The sequence below is a fragment of the Arthrobacter sp. USHLN218 genome (assembly GCF_037144715.1).
Taxonomy (GTDB): domain Bacteria; phylum Actinomycetota; class Actinomycetes; order Actinomycetales; family Micrococcaceae; genus Crystallibacter.
Genome location: NZ_JBBCYT010000005.1, coordinates 41,671 through 60,706, shown reverse-complemented (window position 1 = coordinate 60,706; position 19,036 = coordinate 41,671). Strand labels below are relative to the sequence as shown.

Genomic DNA, 19,036 nt, shown 5'->3' with positions numbered 1-19,036 from the left:
TACTCTTGTGGCATGCCTGAGTCTGCCGCCGCGCGCAAGCGCATGCCCATCTGGGCCGTCATCGCCGTCCTGTGCCTGGCCGGGACGACGGTGTCGCTGCAGCAGACCATGGTGGTCCCGCTCCTGCCGGCATTCCAGCAACTGCTCGGCGTCACCGCCGACGACGCTTCCTGGCTGGTCACGGCCACGCTCCTGACCTCCGCCGTCGCCACCCCCATCGTCGCCCGGCTGGCGGACATGTTCGGCAAACGGCGCATGATGCTCGTCTGCATCGTGCTGATGACGGCCGGCTCCATCGTCGCCGCCCTCGGCGGGAACTTCGCCACCATCGTGGCCGGCCGCTCCCTGCAGGGCTTTTCGTCCGCGCTGATCCCGGTCGGGATCAGCATCATGCGGGACGAACTCCCGCGCGAGCAGGTCAGCTCGGCGATCGCGTTGATGAGCGCGACCCTGGGCATCGGCGGCGCGCTCGGACTGCCGTTGGGCGGGATCCTGTACCAGCAGGCCGGATGGGAATCCGTCTTCTGGCTGTCCGCCGCCGTCGGCGCGACGATCCTGGTGGCGGTGTTCGCCGTCGTCTCCGAATCCGATGTCATGACGCGCGGCCGCTTCGACTTCCTCGGAGCCGCCATGCTCTCGGTGATCCTGACGGCGCTGCTGCTGGCCATCTCGAAAGGCGGCAGCTGGGGCTGGGGCAGCGAACCGACGATCCTGCTCTTCGTCGTCACCGCCGTGGGGCTGGCGCTCTGGATTCCGTACTCGTTGAAAGTCAGCCAGCCGCTGGTCGACCTGCGCACCTCCGCACGGCGGCCGGTGCTGCTGACCAACATCGGTTCCATCATGGTCGGCTTCGCGCTCTTCGCCAACATGCTGCTCAGCACCCAGCAGCTCCAGCTGCCGACCGCCTCCGGATACGGCTTCGGGCTGGATCCCGTGGTCGCGGGGCTGGCCATGATTCCGTCCGGGCTCGCCATGGTGGTCTTCTCCCCGGTCTCCGGCGCCCTGATCAACCGCTACGGCGGAAGGGCCACGCTGATCACAGGTTCGGCCATCATGGCCGCCGCCTACATCGGCCGCGTGTTCTTCAGCGATTCCGTCGCCGCGGTCATCGTTGGTTCGACGATCGTGAGCATAGGTTCGGCCGTGGCCTATGCCGCGATGCCAAGCCTGATCATGGCCAACGTCCCGATCACGGAGACGGCCTCCGCCAACGGCCTCAACGCGCTGCTGCGGGCCATCGGAACCTCGTCCTCCAGCGCCGCCGTCGCCGCCATCCTGGCGGGCGTGACGGTGAGCGTCGGCGGCACGGTCTACCCCTCCATGGCCGCGTTCCAGGACGTGTTCTGGCTGGCGGCCCTGGCCTCCCTCGCGTGCTGCGCGGTGGTCTGGTTCGTCCCGCGCGTCGTTCCGGAACCAGTGCAGGCCGGGGCGCCGGCGGAAGCGGCGGCTGCCGTGACGCAGGCGGGCGAGAGCGCCGAGACGGTGGTCGGCGGGACGACGCAGCGGCCCGACGGCCAGCCGATCGCGCACGCGGTGGTCACCGTGATGAAGACGTCCGGCGAGCCCGTGGACTGGAGCCGGGCCAACAACGACGGCGAATTTTCCCTCGCGCTCCCCGGCCCCGGGGAGTACCTGGTGGTGGCCAATGCCGACGGCTGGGCGCCGACGTCGAAAGTCGTCCGCTTCACGGGAACCGAACACGATCAACGCATCAGGCTGACCCAGCGGCTCACCGTCACCGGCTGGGTACTGCGCGGCGGCGCGGCCCTGCCCGGAGCGCTGGTCGCGCTGAGCGCCCATTCCGGGGAGTACATCGCCTCGACCCGCACCGACAACGCGGGCAGGTACGAGCTGCGGCTGCCGCCCGCGGGCCGGTACGTGATGACGGTGGTGGAGCCCGATACGCAGCGCACGCAGTCCCGCACCCTCGTGCTCAGGGCGGAATCGGAGGTGGCCAGCTTCGACTTGGTCGGCGCCGCCCGGGAAACCCTCCTCTGAACCTGCGCTCCGGGTCCGGCTAGGCCTCCGCGGGCGAGCCGCTGCCGCGCAGTTCCTCGGTCAGGACCCAGAACATGCGCCGGAGCCGCTCCACCGCCGCGTCCGGCTCATCCGCTTTCAGCAGCGCCACCGATTCCTTCCAGCCGTCGCTCCAGAGGAAGTAGAACTCCGAGCGCCGGTACAGGTAGAGCCGGCCCAGCGAGCGCTTCAGGACGTGCTCATTCACCGCGCGCAGCTCATCGTGGTCTGCGGCATCGACGATGATGCGGATCAAGTCCAGCAGGATCTCCCGGGAGCCCGGCATGTCCCCGCTATCGAGCGCGGCCTCCAGCTGCCAGGCGCGGGCCTCCATGGCGGCGATGCCGCTGCTGCCGATCCTCGGTGCGGCCCGTTCGAAGACGGCCACGAGCACCACCTCGAGGACATCGAGCAGCTGGATGGCGTGCAGTTCATTGACGACGGCGATCTGCCGCGACTTATCCGGCAGTGTTTCCACCAGCCCCTCGTCGGTCAGCTCCGCGAGGGCCGCGGGCACCAGAGCCGCGTCCACCCCCAGCTCCTCGGCCAGCCGGGCCTCGTCAAGCGGGGATCCCGGCGGGAGGACCTCGGCAAAGATCTGCCGGCGCAGCGCCTCCGCAACGTCGGGGGCGCGGCGTGCGGGACGATCGTCTCCCATCGCGTCTCCTTGTCTTCGCACGGTCTTGGCATGGTCTTGGCACGGTTCGTTCCCGATCGCCATGTTCAGGGTAAGCCGCCCCGGTCATTGGCAAAGATGCATCCCTCATCCTAACCTAGTGAGATCCGCATCACAGGCGCGCGGGCAGATTCGCAGCGCACAATCATTCCACCGCGGGCCGGGGCGGGATGCCCCTGCCGGCGAGGACGGGACCCACCGATGATCAGGAAATACACCGCCTCGGCGGAAGCCAGCAGCCGCCACCCGCAGGATTGGGGCCGGGCGATGGCGGCGGCCCTGACCGAGCTCATCGAGCAGCGGCGCGACGACGGCGGGGACGTGAGCCACGAGGACCTGTACGGCGAGGACCTGAATCTGGTGATCGGGGCGATCCGCGGCGGGGTGGAGATCACGCTGTCCTGGGTTCCGGAGGGCGAGGACCAGGCACCGGAACGGGACGGCTTCGACATCTAAGCTTCGATATCTAAGTGGTCCGGCCCAGGTCCCGGGGCGTCCGCACCACCAGCGAGGGTTCCAGCAGCAGGTGCCGCCGGGGCCCCTGTCCCTCCGGCCCGCCGGACAAGCGGTGGGACAGCACGTCGATGATCTGGCGGGCGGCCCGGATGATTGGCGGCGAAAGGCTGCTCAGGCCGATCGCTTCCGCGACAGGGGTGTCGTCAAAGCCGACGACGGCGGGGTTCCGCCCTGGCACAGCGCTGCGCAGGTAGGCGAACGCCCCGAGTGCGAGCGAATCGCTCGCGCAGACCAGGGCTTCGGCGCCACGCTCCAGCAGCAGGCGCGCCGCATCGGCGCCGCCCTCGACCGTGTCCTCGGCCGCCGCCTGCAGCTCCGCCAGCTCCCCGGCGGAGAGGGACCCGGACATGGCCCGCAGCCAGCCGTCGCGCCGCTCCTTGCCGGCGGCGGCGTCGGCCGTCCAGCCCACGAACCCCACGGCCGCGTGTCCATTGTCCCGCAGGAACCGGGTGGCTGCAGCTGTGCCCGCCGCCCCATCGACGTCGACCCAGGGATAGGGGACCGCGAAGGGGTCCGGGCCGCCGCGCGGACGGCCAAAGCAGGCGAACGGCACGCCGTGCTCCTGCAGCCATTCCACTCTCGGATCCCCGGCATGCACGCCGGTCAGGACAAAGCCGTCGAGGTCGGCGGCGTGCAGCAGGTCCTCGATCCGCGCAATCTCCTCGCCGTCGTCGTCCGCGCTGTAGAGGGTGAGGCGGTAACCCGAATCCTGGGCCGCCTCCGTCAGCGCGTGCAGCAGCCGGTCCAGGACCGAGCCGCTGATCCCGCCGGCGGCCGGGCGCAACCGCATGCCCAGATCCATCGACCGGCGGGTGCGCAGCTGCCGGGCCGCGGCGCTGGGCCGGTATCCGCTCTCTTCAATCGCCTGCAACACGCGGTCCCGGGTCGCCGCTTTGACCCGTTCGGGATTATTGAGAACATTGGAGACGGTTTGTCGAGAAACCCCGACGGCCTCCGCCAAGCTCACGAGAGTGGGCTTTTTCCGCACCATTCGCCGATGCCCTTCCTGCCTCCGCTCCCCCGCGCGAGGCGCTGGCCCTTCAGGCAGGGGTTGCGTGAAAGAGGGTTTCTGCCAAGATGTAAACACCACAGTATGAACGTTCAAATCGGGTGTCAATGGCATCCTGAAGGAGCATCAATGACCTTCCGGCAGCCCTACCTGCACGACCTGACCGGCGTGGTCGCCGCGCCCATCCAGGCGTGGAGCGACCACCACGGCCAGATCCGGGGCGAGGGCGCGCAGGGCGCCTACTGCGGCGACGACCGCGTCCTTGCCCGGGCCGTCCTGCGCGTCAACGGCACCGAGCCGGAATGGCTTTCGACCCAGGAAAACACCTCCGGCGAGAGCGAATTCGTCTACGTCGTCCGGATGCCGGCCCAGTCGGCGGACCCGCTGGTCTCGGTGACCCGGATGCGGACTGCGGAACCAGGCCGGCTCGCGGAGTCGCTGACCTTCAAGTCCATCCGGACAGACCCGGTCCGGCTCGGTGTCCAAGTGGAACTGGTCGCGGACTCGACGCCGCTGGAACAGGTGAAGGCCGGCGGTTCAACGTCCGCAGGGTCCCTGGCACCCGGCTCCAGCGAATGGCAGTGGCGCGGCGAGGGCACCAGCGCCCGGCTGTCGGCCGAGGGAGCCGAACTCGACTTCAACGGCAGCCAGGTCCTGCTGGCCTGGGAATTCGACCTGCCGCCCGCGGACGCCGTCGTCGTTGAATGGTCCCTGGACCTGCGCAATGAAGGGTTCCCCGTGGTCGCGGCCGCCGGCCAGCCGCTGCGCACCCCCTCGGTCAGCGGCGATCCACGCCTGATCCGGCTGATGGCCCGGTCCATCAGCGACCTGAACGGCCTGCGCATCGCTGACCGGACCTACCAGCAGAACGCGTTCCTGGCCGCCGGCGCGCCTTGGGCCATGACGCTGTCCGGCCGGGACGCCTTGGTCGCGGCCCGGATGCTGCTGCTGATCGACCCGCAGCTCGCGGCCGGCACGCTCCGCGCGCTCGCCGCCCGGCAGGGCACGCACAGCTCGGGGGATTCGGGCGAGCAGCCGGGAAAGATCCTGCACGAGGTCCGGCGTGTGACCTACGAGACGGGCGAGGACGGGCGGATCCTGCAGGTGCCGCCGGTCAGTTACGAATCCATCGACGCGACCTGCCTGTGGATCATCCTGCTGCACGATGCCTGGCACAGCGGGATGTCCGATGCGCAGGTGGCGCAGTTGCTGCCGAACCTGCAGGCGGCCCTGGCCTGGCTGCAGGAGTACGGCGATTCCGACGGCGACGGTTTCATCGAGTCGCCCGGCGGCGGGTCCGGGGGTGGCTGGCAGGGCTGGAAGAATTCCCCGGATGCCATCCGTTTCCACGACGGACGGGTGGCACAGGGGCCGATCGCCTTCGCGGAGGTCCAGGCGTATGCCCATGAGGCCGCCACCGTCGGCGCGGAGATGCTGGACCATTTCGGCCTGCCCGGATCCGGCGAATGGCGGGCGTTCGCGGCCGACCTGGCCCGGCGCTTCCGCGAGAAGTTCTGGTGCGAAGACGAGGCGGGCGCGTACCCCGCCGCCGCGCTGGACCGCGACAAGCGCCCGGTGGATGCTGTTTCCTCCAGCATGGGGCACCTGCTCGGCACGGGGCTGCTGCATCCGGAGGAGAAGGCCCTGGTGGTCGAACGCCTGATGGACCGCAGCATGTTCACCGGCTACGGGGTGCGGACCATCTCGGACACCAACGGCGGGTACTGGCCCACGCGGCACCAATCCGGCTCGGTCTGGACCCACGACACGGCCTGGATCCTGATGGGCATGGGGCGGGACGGGTTCGATGAGCAGGCGGCGAGGCTGGCCCGCGGGCTGCTGGATGCCGCCGAGGGGTTCGGCTGGCGGCTGCCGGAGCTGTTCTCGGGACACGACTCGTCCCGGATGTGGCCGCCGGTTCCCTACCCGACGGCTTGCAGGCCGCAGGCGTGGGCCGCCGCGTCCGCGGTGCCGATCGCCCAGGCGCTGGGCGGTTTCAACGTGCTCGGCTGACCGGGCCGGCCGCAAGCCCGCTCCGTAGCCTGGACGAAAGGCCCGGAGCAACAGCCCGAGGCACGGAACGGCTCCGGCGGGATGGTCCCGCCGGAGCCGTTCCGTGTCGGATGGTTCTGATGCGCGTCGGATCCGCGCTGCGCGCGGGTCAGGAGTGCGGCACGTCCGGCCCGGTCGGCCAGCGCAGCAGCGCCGCCACCTTGGTTCCCGGGTCCAGGACGCCTGGCGGCACCAGCGAAACCTTGGCGTCCGTCAGCGCGGCCGCCCGGACGAGCGCCGCCGGTGCGGCCATGCTGCCGAGCACCCGGCCGCCGAGCGCGTCGCTCTTCTGCGTGGCGATCCACGGTTCCTGGTCCAGCACGAACGCCTCGTGGCCGGTCAGCGAGGCATCCTCCAGGATGAGCCGGTCCACCTGCGCCTGCTGCAGCGCGGAGACCACGTTGCCGTAGCCGGTCGCCGAGACGGGATGGCTCTGGCCCTTCTGCACGGCGAGCCTGTCCAGGATTTCCTGCTGCTGCCGCGCCCAGACCTCCGCGACGAGCCGGGAGACTGCCTCCTGGAACGCCTTCGGATCCGCCCCGCCCGTCCTGGTGTGGGATTCCACCGTCGCCTCGATGGCCCGGCTGGCCTCCGAGAGCTGGTCCACCACCAGTTCCCGCGCCCTGATATCGCCGGCCACGATCAGCAACCGGGCGCCGCAGGAGCGGACCACCTTGTCGATGGCCGCGGCAATCTCGTCCGCGTTCTTGCGCCAGATTTCTTCCGTCCGGTGCTGCCGGCGGCCCTGCTCCATGCCGCCGGTGGGCACCTTCTTGAGGTTCTCCCGGTCCCCCTCGACCGCATGCTCTTCGGCCACGCCGCCGCGGCGGGCGTACTGCAGGCGGATCTCGCCGCCGTCGCGCCCCACCTCCGCCACCACGTAGGGGAAGTCGTCGCCGCGCTGCTTGATCAGCGGCAGCAGGTCCGGCACGGTCTCGACCGAGATCTTCTCCGGCCCGGTCATGGGTCCGGGGAGGACCTCGTTCACCTCGACGTTGCCGTCCCGGACCAGCACGTAGCGGCTGACCGGCGCCGGCATCCCGGTCGCCGGGGCGATGGCTTCCTCGACCGCGCGCAGGTCCGGCTTGGAAATGCCCTGGCCGGAGAGCACGTCGCGCACCCGGTCCGGCAGGATGTCGCCGGCCCGGAGGGTGTCCACGGTTCCGGTGCTCGCGTCGACGTAGACCGTGGTCCAGGGGCCGGTCTTCCGGTAGAGGTCCGCGTACGAATTGAGCTGCTCAGCCATCAGCTGGTCACACCGCCCTCTTCTTCTTTGTCCTGGCGGCCCTGCTCGGCGTTGCGCTTGGCTGACTCGTTCCGCAGCGCCTCGAGCACCTCGGGACTGTCCGTCTCGTCGGGGAAGGGTTCGGTCTCTCGGAATTCCTCGGCGTGTCCCGGCTTGCTGCCCTGGATCAGGCCCTGGTCTTCATGCTTCATCTGGTCATCCAGAGCGGGTCCGTGCTTGTTGCTGCCCCGTTCCACCATGGCGATCTCCTTCCCGCAGCGGCCTCAGCCGCGCGCTTTATCGATCCGTAACCTCACCGTAGCACCGGCTATCTGGGCGTGGAAGGGACTCCCGGGAACCGCCCCCGGGGGCCCGAAAAGCCCGGTCATGACGCCGTGCAGGGGCTCCGGCCGGTGCCTTGAAGCGGCCCGTACTAGAGTTGAGCCGAGCCCCCAGAACGAAGGATCGTCAATGCACCACCGCATCCGCAGCGCCGGTTTGGCCGAGCGCCTCATGTCCGCCGACGAAGCAGCCGCGCTGATCCAGCCGGGAATGACCGTCGCGATGAGCGGCTTCACTGGGGCCGGCTACCCGAAGGCCGTTCCCGGATCGCTGGCCACGCTGATGGCGCGGGAGCACGACGCCGGCAAGGACTTCCGCATCAAGGTGCTGACCGGCGCGTCCACGGCGCCCGAGCTCGACGGCGTGCTGGCCGAGGCCCGGGGAATGGAGCTGCGCCTGCCGTTCCAGTCGGATCCGGCCCTGCGCAGCCAGATCAATGCCGGCGAAATCGACTACATCGACATGCATCTGAGCCATGTCGCCCAGCACACCTGGTTCGGGTTCTTCGGGCACATCGACCTGGCCGTCGTCGAGGTCGCCGGCATCCTCGAGGACGGGCGGCTGATTCCGTCCTCTTCGGTGGGCAACAACATGACCTGGCTGCGGGACGCGGACAAGGTCATCCTCGAGGTCAACGAGTGGCAGCCTGACGGGCTCGAAGGGATGCACGACGTCTACTACGGCACCGCGCTGCCGCCGAACCGCAAGCCGATCATGCTGGAGCATCCGGAGGACCGGATCGGCGAGCCCTACCTGCATGTGGACCCCGCGAAGGTCGTGGCCGTCGTCGAGACCAACGCGCCGGACCGCAACTCCCCCTTCAACCCGCCGGACGAGGCATCCACGCGGATCGCCGGCCACATCCTGGACTTCCTGGAGCACGAGGTCAAGCGCGGCCGGATGCCGGAGCAGCTGCTGCCGCTGCAGTCCGGCGTCGGCAATGTCGCCAACGCCGTGCTGGCCGGCCTGTCGTCGGGCAGCTTCCGCGGCCTGACGGCCTACACCGAGGTGATCCAGGACGGCATGCTGGACCTGCTGCGCTCCGGCGTGCTGCGGATGGCCTCGGCCACGTCCTTCTCGCTCAGCGCCCCCGGCCTGGAGGAGTTCAACGCCAACGTGGACTTCTACCACGACAAGATCCTGCTCCGGCCGCAGGAAATCTCCAACCACCCGGAGGTCATCCGGCGCTTGGGCTGCATCGCCATGAACGGCATGATCGAGGCGGACATCTACGGCAACGTGAATTCCACCCACATCGCGGGCAGCAAGATGATGAACGGCATCGGCGGCTCCGGCGACTTCGCGCGCAACTCCTTTCTCTCCATCTTCATGTCCCCGAGCACCGCCAAGGGCGGCAAGATCTCCGGCATCGTGCCCATGGTCAGCCACGTGGACCACACCGAGCACGACACGATGGTGCTGGTGACCGAACAGGGCCTGGCGGACATGCGCGGCCTGTCCCCCAAGCAGCGCGCCCGGCTGGTGATCGAGAAGTGCGCGCACCCGGACTTCCAGCCGATGCTCCAGGACTACTTCGACCGCGCCTGCCGCGACAGCCTGGGCAAGCACACGCCGCACCTGCTCGGCGAGGCGCTGTCCTGGCACGAGCGGTTCGTCGAGACGGGCAGCATGCGCCCGTAGTCCCGGGCCAGGGACTTCACGGCAAAGAATAACGACGGCGGTGCGCACCGCCGTCGTTATTCTTTGCCTGTCTGCGGGTGTTCCCGTGGCTAGCGGGCGAGGTACTCCTCGTGCTGCCGGTGCGCCTCGGCCACCTGCTCGCGGATCTTGTCCACGTCCTTGGCCTTGTTGCGGTACTTCGGCTCCATCTGCAGGATCTGGCGTTCCTCGTCGACCAGTGCCTTGAAGATGCGCTCGCGCTCCTGGAGGTCCGCGGTGTACCCGAGGTCGAGGTAGTTGACCGCGTGCCGGCGGGCGTTGTTGATGGCGGTCTGGGCCTTGCCGGCCTTGCTCAGCAGCGAGGCGACGACGGTGATCACCAGGACGCCGATGATGACGGTCAGCGACAGCCCGGTGCTGATCTCGACGACCTCGACGGGCTCGCCGCCGTTGATGAACGGCAGGTTGTTCTCGTGCAGCGCGTGCAGGATCAGCTTCACGCCGATGAAGGCCAGGATCGCGGCCAGGCCGTAGGAGAGGTAGATCAGGCGGTCCAGCAGGCCGTCGATCAGGAAGTACAGCTGGCGCAGGCCCATCAGCGAGAAGGCCGTGGCGGTGAAGACGATGTAGACGTTCTGGGTCAGGCCGAAGATCGCCGGAATGGAGTCCAGGGCGAACAGGATGTCCGTGCCGCCGATGGCCACCATCACGAGCAGCATCGGGGTCAGGGCCCGCTTGCCGTCCACCTGGGTGAAGAGCTTGTCGCCGTCGTAGTAGTCCGTGGTGTGGAACAACTTCCGGGCCAGCCGGATGATGAAGTTGTCCGCCTCGTCGCCTTCCTTCTCCGGCTTAAGCAGGTTGCCCGCGGTGAGGATCAGGATGAGGCCGAACGCGTAGAACACCCAGGCGAAGGAGTTGATCAGGGCCGCGCCGAGGAAGATGAAGCCGGTCCGCGCGATCAGCGAGAACACGATGCCGAACAGCAGCACCTTCTGCTGGTCCTCGCGGGGGACGTGGAAGCTGGCGATGATGATCAGGAAGACAAAGAGGTTGTCCACGGAGAGCGCCTTCTCCGTGATGTAGCCGGCGAAGTACTCCGAGCCCATGGCGCTGCCGCCGAAGATGAGCACCAGGATGCCGAAGATAATCGCGATGCCGACGTAGATGGACGACCAGACGGCCGCTTCCTTCAGCGTCGGCACGTGCGCCTTGCGGATGTGGAAGAAGTAGTCGAAGGCCAGCAGGGCCAGGATCACGACGATCGTGATGCCCCAGATCAGGGGTGGAACTGTCATCAGGTTCCTCTTTCGTAAGGTGGGTAGCAGCGTACCCGCAAGTCTCTTCCCCGGCTGCTGCCGGGCGCTGCATCCGGCAGGGCATCGGTGCCCGACGTGTTGACGGCTGCAGCGCTTCGGAATACTCCCTTACGCACTGCCCATTGTATCGGCACGCGGGCCGTGCGGCCGAATCGTGGCCGATCCCGTGTTCCCCGGCCAGTGGCAGGCGAGGTCCGGGCAGTTTGGTCGGTCACGGGTCGAGCATCACCTCGGAGGCTTCGGTGGAACGGTCGGTGACGGTGGTCGGCGCTTCCAGGTGGACAGCCCCCGACGGGATGAGGCCCGCGCCGCCGTAGCGTTCCATGACCCTCAACTGGGCCACTACATCCTCGCCGGCATGGGCCGCGGGCAGGTCCTTCCAGAAGGCGAAGCCGCCGCAGTCCAGCAGGGCCTGCCGGTCGAAAAGGACGCAGCCGCCCACCCAGGCCACGCGGTACAGCCGCGGGCTTCCGGACGGGATGCGCAGCCGGGCGGCGATGTGCGCGAGGTTGGCGGCGTTGTGCAGCGTCCAGCGCACAAATGCCTCGTCCGAGCGGCGGATCCGCTCCGGCTGCACGGGCCCGTCCCACAGCTCGAACGGCCGCTGTTCGTCCGGGCGGACGTCGTCCAGGTAGGACAGGCCCTGCACGGCCGAGCCGACGAACCCGCAGCCGGCCTCGCGCAGGGCGGCGGTGAGCCGGGCCAGCATGCCGGGTTCCAGCCAGACGTCGTTATCCAGGAACAGCACCAGCGGCGCCTCGGCCAGGCCCAGCAGGAAGTCGCGCTGCTCGGCCATGCCCCGGCGCGGCAGGTGGTGCTCCAGCCGGACGGGGCGGCCCTGGGCCCGCAGCACGCGGACCATGGCGGCGGCCGACGGCTGCTCCCAGGTCGGCCCGGGCTCCGTCTGGTCGCTGATGATGACGCCGAAGGAGGGGCCGTCCTGGGCGGCCAGGCCGGCGAGCGTCACCGCCAGCGCGTCCTCGCGCCCGTAGCTGGGGATCAGCACCTGCACCTCGGGCGTACCCGCCGGCGGCACGGGGCTGGCCCACTCGCCCGCCCCGCGGCGGCCGGCGGCATGGCCGGCCGCGTTGTCGGGGCCCTGGCCCGCCGTGTTGTCCGGGCTCTGGCCCGCCGTGTCGCCTGGGCCCGGGCCGTCGGCTTCGGGGCCGCGGCTCATGCCGGGCCCGTCCCAGCGGCCGGTTCCCCCGCCCCGTCCTGGGCCCGGATACGCCTGACCACCGCCGTCGTCGAATGGTCCGAGACGTAGTCCAGGATGGCCAGCTGCCCGCCGTAGGCTTCCACCGCCGGGGTTTCGGCCAGCATCTGCGCCGAGTAGTCCCCGCCCTTTGCGTAGATATCCGGCTTCAGGGATTCGATCAGCGGGATCGGCGTGTCCGTGTCGAAGACGGTCACGTAGTCCACGCAGCTCAGCGCGGCCACCACGCCGGCCCGGTCGGCCGCCGAATTGATCGGCCGGCCGGGTCCCTTCAGCCGACGCGCGGACGCATCGCTGTTGAGGGCCACCACCAGCACGTCTCCGAGCTGCTTCGCCTGCGTCAGGTAGCTGGTGTGCCCGCGGTGCAGCACGTCGAAGCAGCCGTTGGTCAGCACGATCCGCTTTCCCGCGGCTCGTTCCGTCGCGATGGCGCGGACCAGCTCGTCCGCGCCCAGCGCTGCCTCGGTAAAGGCTCCCAAGTGCCCGGCGAGGTCCGCGGTGGTGCAGACGGAGGTGCCCGGACGGTGGACGACGACGTCCGCGGCCACCTGCGCCAGGTCCTGGCTGGTGGTCAGCGGCAGCCCGGCCGCGCGGGCCAGCGTCAGGCACGCCACAAAGGTATCGCCGGCGCCGGACGCCTGCTTCTCGCTCACCGGAGATGCCCACGTCCGGTGCGTGCCGCCGTCGTGCGTCAGCAGAAGGGTGCCGTCCCGGTCCAGGGTGGACACGACGGCTTGGGCGCCGGTCGCCGCGAGCAGGTTCGGTGCGGCATCGGCCAGCAGGCCCGCCCGGTCCGCGTCCGGCTCGAACGCCAGCTCCAGCAGGCGCGCGGTCTCCTGGGCGTTGGGGGTCACCAGGTCCGGCCGGAGGGTGCGCCAGCGGCGGAGGTCGTGCGCGTCCACCACCAGCAGGCTGCCCTCGCGCTGCAGGTGGAGCACGTCCCCCAGCGGTCCTTCCAGCGCGCCGGAGCCGTAGTCGCAGAGCACGACGGCGTCCGAGCCCGCCACCGCGTCCGGCAGCGCGGCGGCCAGCTGCTGCAGGGCCTCGGCCGGCGGCCGCGGGGTGCTCTCGTCCATCCGCAGCATGATCTGGTCGCCGCCGATCACGCGGTACTTGGTGGTGGTGAGAACCTCCGGGTGCTCGATGAGCCCGGCCGTGTCCACGCCCGCGGCGGAAAGGAGGCCGCGCAGCCTGGTGCCGGCTTCGTCCGGGCCGACGAGGCCGACCATCCGCACCTTCGCGCCGAGGGCGGCCAGGTTCATGGCGGTGTTGGCGGCGCCGCCCGGCGCGTAGTCGCGATGCGCCATGTCCACCACCGGCGCCGGGGCTTCGCGGCAGAACCGGTCGATCCGGCCGCTGAACCAGCCATCCAGCATCACGTCGCCGACCACGGTCACCAGCGGTGCCGCCTCGGCCAGCCGCTCCGGCAGCCAGGCGGACAGCCCCGAGATGCCGGAGAGTCCGGCGCTCATCGCGTGGCTCCGCCGGGCAGGCCCAGGTGGACCACCTTGACCTGGCAGAACTCGTCCAGCAGTTCCGGCCCGTAGCCGAATCCGTGGCCGCTGTCCCGCCGCGGCTGGGCGGAGCCACCCGGCGCCCCGCCGAAGACGGCGTTGACTTTGACAGTGCCGACGTCCAGGCCGGCGATGGCGCGCTGGGCGTGCTCCATGTCGGCGGTCAGGACGGTGGCGGCCAGCCCGTACCGGCTGGCGGCGGCTAGTTCCAGTCCTTCCTCGAAGCTGTCCACCATGCGCACGGGGGCCACCGGGCCGAACGTTTCCTCCTGCATGACGGCCATGCTCTCGGTGCAGCCGAGCAGGACCGTGGCCGGATAGTACGAGCCCGGTCCCTCGGGCAGGGCCCCGCCCTCCGCGGCGACGGCGCCGCCGGCGATGGCCTCATCAACCTGGCGGTGCACCTCGCGGCGCAGCCGGTCATCCACCAGCGGGCCGAGCAGCGCGCCGGCATTGCGCTGCCTGGCCTCGACCACCAGCGCCTCGCTGAACGCGTCGGCCACCGCACGGTGTACGTAGATCCGCTCCACGGAGGTGCAGATCTGCCCGCTGTTGGCGAAGGCCCCGAGCGCCGCCTGCCCGGCGGCCCACACCGGATCCACGCCGTCGTCAACGAGCAGCGGATCATTGCCGCCGTTCTCGCGGACCACGTGGGCGCCCCGCTCGGCCGCGGCCCGGGCAATCCGCGCACCGGTGGCGCTGGAGCCGACGTGGGCGTAGACATCGATGCCGGGCAGGCCGGTCAGGGCCTCCCCCACGGCGGGCCCGCCGGTCAGCGTGATCAGGACGTCGGCCGGCAGCACGGTGGCCAGCATCTCGCCGAGCCGCAGGCCCAGCTGGGGGCAGCGCTCGCTCGGCTTGTGCAGCACCGTGTTACCGGTGGCCAGCGCCGCTCCGAGCAGGCCGGCGGCGACGGCCACCGGATCGTTCCACGGGGTGAGCAGGGCCGCCACGCCCCGGGGCTCCGCCACCGTGTAGTCGGCGGCCAGCCGGCCCCCGAGCAGGCTGTGGCCGCGGTGCACCGGGGCCAGCTCGGCATACTGGCGCAGCATGGACGCCCCGGCGAGGACGCCCTCCAGCGCCTGGTCCTCGGGGCGGCCGGTCTCCCGCGCATTCAGCGCAGCGAGTTCGGCGGCGCCGGCTTGGAGCGCGTCCGCGGCGGCGTGCAGGAAGCCGCTCCGCTCCGCGGCGTCGCGCTGCGCCCATCCAGGCTGCGCGCGCCGGGAGGCCGCTACGGCCTGCTCCACCTCGGCGGCGCCGGCCTCGCGGACGGTTCCGGCGACGCTGCCGTCGCGGGGGTCGAGGATCGTGATGGTCGCGTCGCCTACGTGCATGGCGGTCCCTGAAACCGTTGTCATTACGCTCCCTACTGTTCGGATCCGGCCGCGGATTCCGGGCCTCTTCCCTTCTCTCCGTACCCCGCTGGCGGCCCTTTCAGACGGTGCGATACGAACCTTTTGGCAGCTCTGGCCACGGCCCCATCCAGCACTTAGGGTAAAGCTGGAGACCGCCCCTGCCGCGAGCCGCCGGCAGCCAGGACACCAGCCGACCGCAGCAGGAGGAGCCCCATGCCGCACCACCCGCCCGCTCAGGGCAATGGAATCGAAGAGCATGGTGCCGAGGGCAAATCCGCCGCAGCCGCCACGAACGCCACCGGCGGTGCGGCCTTCGGCGGCGAGCGCCTGGCGCCGGAAGCGGCCCACGGGCTGGGCATCGGGCCGATTCTCGAACGCTTCGAAGACGTGCGCCGCATCGCCGTGCTCCGGGGCGGCGGGCTGGGCGACATGATGTTCGCGGTTCCCGCCATCGAATCCCTCGCGGCGGCCTACCCGGAGGCGCAAATTACCCTGCTGGGCACCGAAGCACACGCCGTACTGTTCCGCGCACGTCCCGGCCCTGTACACGAGATAGAACCGCTCCCCTTCGCGGAGGGCGTGCGTCCCGGCCCGGAAGATCCGGAAGCCGTGGAGGACTTCATGGAGCGGATGCGGGCCCGGAAGTTCGACCTGGCGGTGCAGCTGCACGGCGGCGGCCGCAACTCGAACCCCTTCCTGCTGCGGCTCGGCGCCCGGCACACCGTGGGAACGCGCACCGAGGACGCCGCCGCGCTGGAGCGCAGCGTCCCTTATCTCTACTACCAGCACGAGGTCCTGCGCGCGCTGGAAGTCGTCGGCCTGGCCGGCGCCGCCCCGGCCGCCCTGCAGCCGCAGCTGGCCCCGCTCCCGGACGAAGAGGAGCTGGCCTCCGAGTGGCTCGATCCGGGCCGGCCCTCACTCGTGACCATCCACCCGGGAGCCACCGACCCGCGCCGCCGCTGGCCGGCGTCGTCCTTTGCCCGGGTGGCCGCGCGGGCGGCCGCGGACGGCAGCCAGGTCCTGCTGGTCGGCGACGAGACGGACGTCCCGCTCGCCGACGAAGTCGTGTCCCTGGCCCGGGAACACACGGACGACGGCGGCAGCATCCGTTCCGTGGCAGGGCGCCTGTCGCTGGCGGAACTGTCCGCCGTGCTGCGGGCCAGCGACGTCATGCTGGGAAACGACAGCGGCCCGCGCCATCTGGCGCAGGCCGTGGGCACGCCGACGGTCGGCATCTACTGGGTGGGCAACCTGATCATGGCCGGGCCGCTGGGGCGGACCCTGCACCGGGTGCACCTGTCCTGGACAACACACTGCCCGCAGTGCGGGGCGGACGTGACCCAGGTGGGCTGGACCGCACCGCACTGCGGGCACGAGTTCGCGCTGACCGACCAGGTCCGCACAGAGGATGTCTACGCGGACCTGGCCCAGCTTAGGGCCACGAGTCTTCTTCTTCGTGGCAAATAACCATCTCGCGCACCTCGCAGCCGCGCGGCTGGCCGAGCGCGAACAGGATCGCCTCGGCCACCCGCTCCGGGTCGTTCAGGCGTGAGTCGTCCTGGGGCTTGTACTGCTCCGTACGGTCGTCGAAGAAGCGCGTTTTCATGCCCGCGGGAATCATCGTGGTGACCCCGATCCGGCCGCGGGTCTCCGCTGCGAGCGCCCGGCTGAAACCGACGACGCCGAATTTCGACGCGCAGTAGGCGGTAGCGTCGGAGACGGCCTTGATGCCGAGCGAGGAGGCGACGGTGACGACGCGGCCGTGGTTCGCTTCCAAATAGGGCAGCGCGGCGCGGACCACGGAGACGGTGCCGAGCAGGTTCACGCCGATCACCTTCTCCCATTCCTCCGCCGGCACGTCCTCCAGCCGGCCGCAGCGGTCGATCCCCGCGGCGGTCACGACGGCATCCAGTCCGTCGAGCGACTCGGCTGCCTCGCGCACCGCGGCGGCGACGGACTCGCGGTCGGCCACGTCCACTTCGAGCGCCTTGGCTCCGGCCACCCGGCTCACGTCGCGGTCCAGCACCACCGGGGTGCCCCCGGCCGCGCGGACGGCCTCGACCACGGCGGCGCCGAGCCCGGAGCCGCCTCCCGTGACCAGGACGCGGCCGGGATTGCTTGCTGCTGCGTTCATGAATGTTCCTCCTTCAGTTGACGGATCTGCATGGGGCGCCGCTCAGCCGACCTTGGCCAGGGCCGCGGCGAGCTTGGTGGTGGACCGCGCCGGATAGTAGGGGACAGTGACCGTCTGGCCGCCCCAGGACTCGAGCAGCTTGGCCTCGGGCAGCTGGTCCGCGGTGTAGTCCCCGCCTTTGACCCAGAGATCCGGGCGGAGCCGCTCCAGCGCCGCCTCGGGCGTCTGTTCGTCGAAAACCAGGACGGCGTCCACGCATTCGAGCGAGAGCAGGAGTTCGGCCCGGTCCTGCTGGTTCATGATCGGGCGTTCGTCGCCCTTGAGGCGGCTGACGGACGCGTCCGAATTGAGGCAGACGACCAGGCAGTCGCCCAGGGACCGGGCCGCCGCGAGGGTGCGGGCATGGCCGGCGTGCAGCAGGTCGAAGCAGCCGCCGGTGGCCACGACGGTCCCGCCCGCGGCGCGCGTCTGCTGGGCCACGGCGAACGCGTCACCGTCCCCGTGCAGCTGCGGCGGGGCGGGAGCCTCGTTCAGTGCGTCCACCCCGCCCGCCGCCAGGAAGGACGCGGCCTCCTGCACGGCCCGCTCCGCGGCGGAGGGGACGCTGCTGCCGGAGGCCAGTCCGACGGCGAGGGCGGCGGCGAACCGGTCGCCCGCGCCGCAGGGGTCGCCCGCGCTGACCTTCGGCGCGGGGATGGCCTGCGGCAGGCCGCCGTCGTCGAGCACCAGCGCGCCCGCGGCGCCGAGGGTGACGACGACGGACCGGCAGGACCAGCGCCGCCGCAGTTCGGCAGCGGCCCGGGCCGCGGTCGCAGTATCCCGGCCGGACAGCCCCGCGGCCTTCAGCGCCTCGGACAGGTTCGGCGTCACGGCGCCGGCGCCGGGAACCGGTTCGGCGCCGGCGGGATGCGGGTCCCAGACCACGGGGATCGTCGCCGCCAGCTCGGTGAGCAGCCCGCGCAGTTCGGCGTTCGCGGCCAGTCCCCTCCCGTAGTCGGCCACGATGACGGCATCCGCAGCGGCCACCGCGGCGAGCATCTCCGGCGTGGCCTCCGGGACCGGCGCTTCGCCGCAGCCTTCGTCGTAACGGACCACCGCCTGGCCGCCGGCCCGGATCCTGGTCTTGACCGGTGTGGGCGCGCCCGAGGGACCGGCGACGACGTCGATGCCTTCCAGTTCCCGGCGCAGCAGGGCGGAAGCGCCGTCGTCGGATATGACCGTGACCAGCCGGACATCGCGGCCGTCACGTGCCAGCATCCGGGCGACCAGCCCGGCGCCGCCGGCGCGCCGCCGGGTCGCCGCCACGTCCACCACGGGGACGGGTGCGTCCGGAGAGAGGCGGCTGGCCTCGCCGTTGACGTCGGCATCCAGCAGGAGGTCTCCCACCACCACGATCTTCATCGGGCGTCCCCCTCTCCGCCGACCCGGGCCTGGCGTGCCACCGCGGCGTCGAAGGCGCGGCAGATCATGTGCACGGCCATCAGGTGCCCTTCCTGCGCGTTGGCCGGCAGCCCCTCCACCGCCACGAATTCGTCGCAGCTGCGGGCGAGCGGGTTGGGTGCCGCGCCGGTCAGGGCCCACGTCGTCACGCCGACCCTTCGGGCTGCTTCGACCGCGTTGAGCAGGTTCGGGCTCTTGCCGCTCGTGGAGAGCAGGATCAGCACGTCGCCGTCGCGGCCGTGGCCCAGCACCTGCCGGGCGAAGAGCTGGTCGTAGCCGTAGTCGTTGGCGATGGCCGTGACCGCGGAGGATTCGGCATGCAGGGAGATGGCGGAAAACGCCTCGCGTTCGCCGTCGAACCTTCCCACCAGCTCCGCGGTCAGGTGCTGGGCCTCGGCCGCGGAACCGCCGTTGCCCGCGGCGAGCAGCCGGTGCCCGCGCATCAGCCGGCCCGCCAGCTCGTCGCCCCAGCCGGCGAGCCGTGCCGCCTGGACGCGCAGCGACTCGACCGCCGGGGCGACCTCGTCCAGGTGGGACAGTACGACGTCGACGGAGTCCGCACCGGGCTGCCCGGCAGGGCTCGCCGGGACCGGCACCAGCGCGGG

General features: G+C 70.8%; 16 protein-coding genes. 5 read left to right on the top strand and 11 right to left on the bottom strand.

Going from position 1 to position 19,036, the window contains the following annotated elements:
* The first annotated feature begins 12 nt into the window (after window positions 1-12).
* A complete protein-coding gene (locus WFH44_RS12635) occupies window positions 13-1,998 on the top strand; it encodes an MFS transporter (RefSeq protein ID WP_336714225.1) in 1,986 nt (661 codons plus the stop codon).
* 19 nt (window positions 1,999-2,017) lie between these two features.
* Here WFH44_RS12635 and WFH44_RS12630 read toward each other — a convergent pair whose 3' ends face one another.
* A complete protein-coding gene (locus WFH44_RS12630; RefSeq protein ID WP_336714224.1) occupies window positions 2,018-2,674 on the bottom strand; it encodes a GntR family transcriptional regulator in 657 nt (218 codons plus the stop codon).
* A gap of 219 nt (window positions 2,675-2,893) precedes the next feature.
* On the opposite strand from WFH44_RS12630, the gene WFH44_RS12625 reads away from it, so the two are divergent.
* On the top strand, window positions 2,894-3,148 hold the full coding sequence (locus WFH44_RS12625; protein WP_336714223.1) for a hypothetical protein: 255 nt from the start codon (window positions 2,894-2,896) through the stop codon (window positions 3,146-3,148).
* A gap of 10 nt (window positions 3,149-3,158) precedes the next feature.
* On the opposite strand, the gene WFH44_RS12620 is transcribed toward WFH44_RS12625, so the two are convergent.
* A complete protein-coding gene (locus WFH44_RS12620) occupies window positions 3,159-4,199 on the bottom strand; it encodes a LacI family DNA-binding transcriptional regulator (protein ID WP_336714222.1) in 1,041 nt (346 codons plus the stop codon).
* A gap of 147 nt (window positions 4,200-4,346) precedes the next feature.
* On the opposite strand from WFH44_RS12620, the gene WFH44_RS12615 reads away from it, so the two are divergent.
* Window positions 4,347-6,230 carry a glycogen debranching N-terminal domain-containing protein gene (locus WFH44_RS12615; RefSeq protein ID WP_336714221.1) on the top strand — a complete coding sequence of 628 codons (1,884 nt, stop codon included), beginning with the start codon at window positions 4,347-4,349 and terminating at the stop codon, window positions 6,228-6,230.
* Between the two features lie 148 nt (window positions 6,231-6,378).
* Here the strand turns inward: WFH44_RS12615 and WFH44_RS12610 are convergent, their stop codons facing one another.
* Both WFH44_RS12610 and WFH44_RS12605 read right to left on the bottom strand, forming a co-directional pair.
* Window positions 6,379-7,515 carry a baeRF2 domain-containing protein gene (locus tag WFH44_RS12610; RefSeq protein WP_336714220.1) on the bottom strand — a complete coding sequence of 379 codons (1,137 nt, stop codon included), beginning with the start codon at window positions 7,513-7,515 and terminating at the stop codon, window positions 6,379-6,381.
* Entirely contained in the window at window positions 7,515-7,754 is a 240-nt protein-coding gene (locus WFH44_RS12605; RefSeq protein WP_336714219.1) for a hypothetical protein, read from the bottom strand. Before WFH44_RS12605 ends, WFH44_RS12610 begins: the two co-directional genes overlap by 1 nt.
* A gap of 211 nt (window positions 7,755-7,965) precedes the next feature.
* On the opposite strand from WFH44_RS12605, the gene WFH44_RS12600 reads away from it, so the two are divergent.
* A complete protein-coding gene (locus WFH44_RS12600) occupies window positions 7,966-9,477 on the top strand; it encodes an acetyl-CoA hydrolase/transferase family protein (RefSeq protein WP_336714218.1) in 1,512 nt (503 codons plus the stop codon).
* 89 nt (window positions 9,478-9,566) lie between these two features.
* Here WFH44_RS12600 and WFH44_RS12595 read toward each other — a convergent pair whose 3' ends face one another.
* The 4 genes from WFH44_RS12595 to WFH44_RS12580 form a co-directional block, all read right to left on the bottom strand.
* Window positions 9,567-10,751 (bottom strand): TerC family protein, encoded by a 1,185-nt coding sequence (locus WFH44_RS12595; protein WP_336714217.1) that lies wholly within the window; start codon window positions 10,749-10,751, stop codon window positions 9,567-9,569.
* A gap of 232 nt (window positions 10,752-10,983) precedes the next feature.
* A complete protein-coding gene (locus tag WFH44_RS12590; protein WP_336714216.1) occupies window positions 10,984-11,949 on the bottom strand; it encodes a glycosyltransferase family 2 protein in 966 nt (321 codons plus the stop codon).
* Window positions 11,946-13,460 carry a D-glycero-beta-D-manno-heptose 1-phosphate adenylyltransferase gene (rfaE2, locus tag WFH44_RS12585; RefSeq protein WP_336714215.1) on the bottom strand — a complete coding sequence of 505 codons (1,515 nt, stop codon included), beginning with the start codon at window positions 13,458-13,460 and terminating at the stop codon, window positions 11,946-11,948. The genes WFH44_RS12590 and rfaE2 (WFH44_RS12585) overlap by 4 nt, the downstream gene beginning before the upstream one ends.
* Entirely contained in the window at window positions 13,457-14,860 is a 1,404-nt protein-coding gene (locus WFH44_RS12580) for an aldehyde dehydrogenase family protein (protein ID WP_336714214.1), read from the bottom strand. The genes rfaE2 (WFH44_RS12585) and WFH44_RS12580 overlap by 4 nt, the downstream gene beginning before the upstream one ends.
* A 210-nt stretch (window positions 14,861-15,070) precedes the next feature.
* Here WFH44_RS12580 and WFH44_RS12575 point away from each other — a divergent pair, with 210 nt between their 5' ends.
* Window positions 15,071-16,324, top strand: coding sequence for a glycosyltransferase family 9 protein (locus WFH44_RS12575; RefSeq protein WP_336714213.1), 1,254 nt, complete (start codon window positions 15,071-15,073; stop codon window positions 16,322-16,324).
* Here WFH44_RS12575 and WFH44_RS12570 read toward each other — a convergent pair.
* From WFH44_RS12570 to WFH44_RS12560, 3 genes are read right to left on the bottom strand one after another with little or no spacing between them, the layout of a single operon-like run.
* Window positions 16,290-16,991, bottom strand: coding sequence for an SDR family oxidoreductase (locus WFH44_RS12570; RefSeq protein ID WP_336714212.1), 702 nt, complete (start codon window positions 16,989-16,991; stop codon window positions 16,290-16,292). The genes WFH44_RS12575 and WFH44_RS12570 overlap by 35 nt on opposite strands.
* 42 nt (window positions 16,992-17,033) lie before the next feature.
* Complete coding sequence (gene rfaE2 / locus WFH44_RS12565; RefSeq protein WP_336714211.1) at window positions 17,034-18,392, bottom strand: D-glycero-beta-D-manno-heptose 1-phosphate adenylyltransferase; 1,359 nt, start codon at window positions 18,390-18,392, stop codon at window positions 17,034-17,036.
* Window positions 18,389-19,030, bottom strand: coding sequence for a D-sedoheptulose-7-phosphate isomerase (locus WFH44_RS12560; protein WP_442892912.1), 642 nt, complete (start codon window positions 19,028-19,030; stop codon window positions 18,389-18,391). The genes rfaE2 (WFH44_RS12565) and WFH44_RS12560 overlap by 4 nt, the downstream gene beginning before the upstream one ends.
* Window positions 19,031-19,036: the final 6 nt, after the last annotated feature.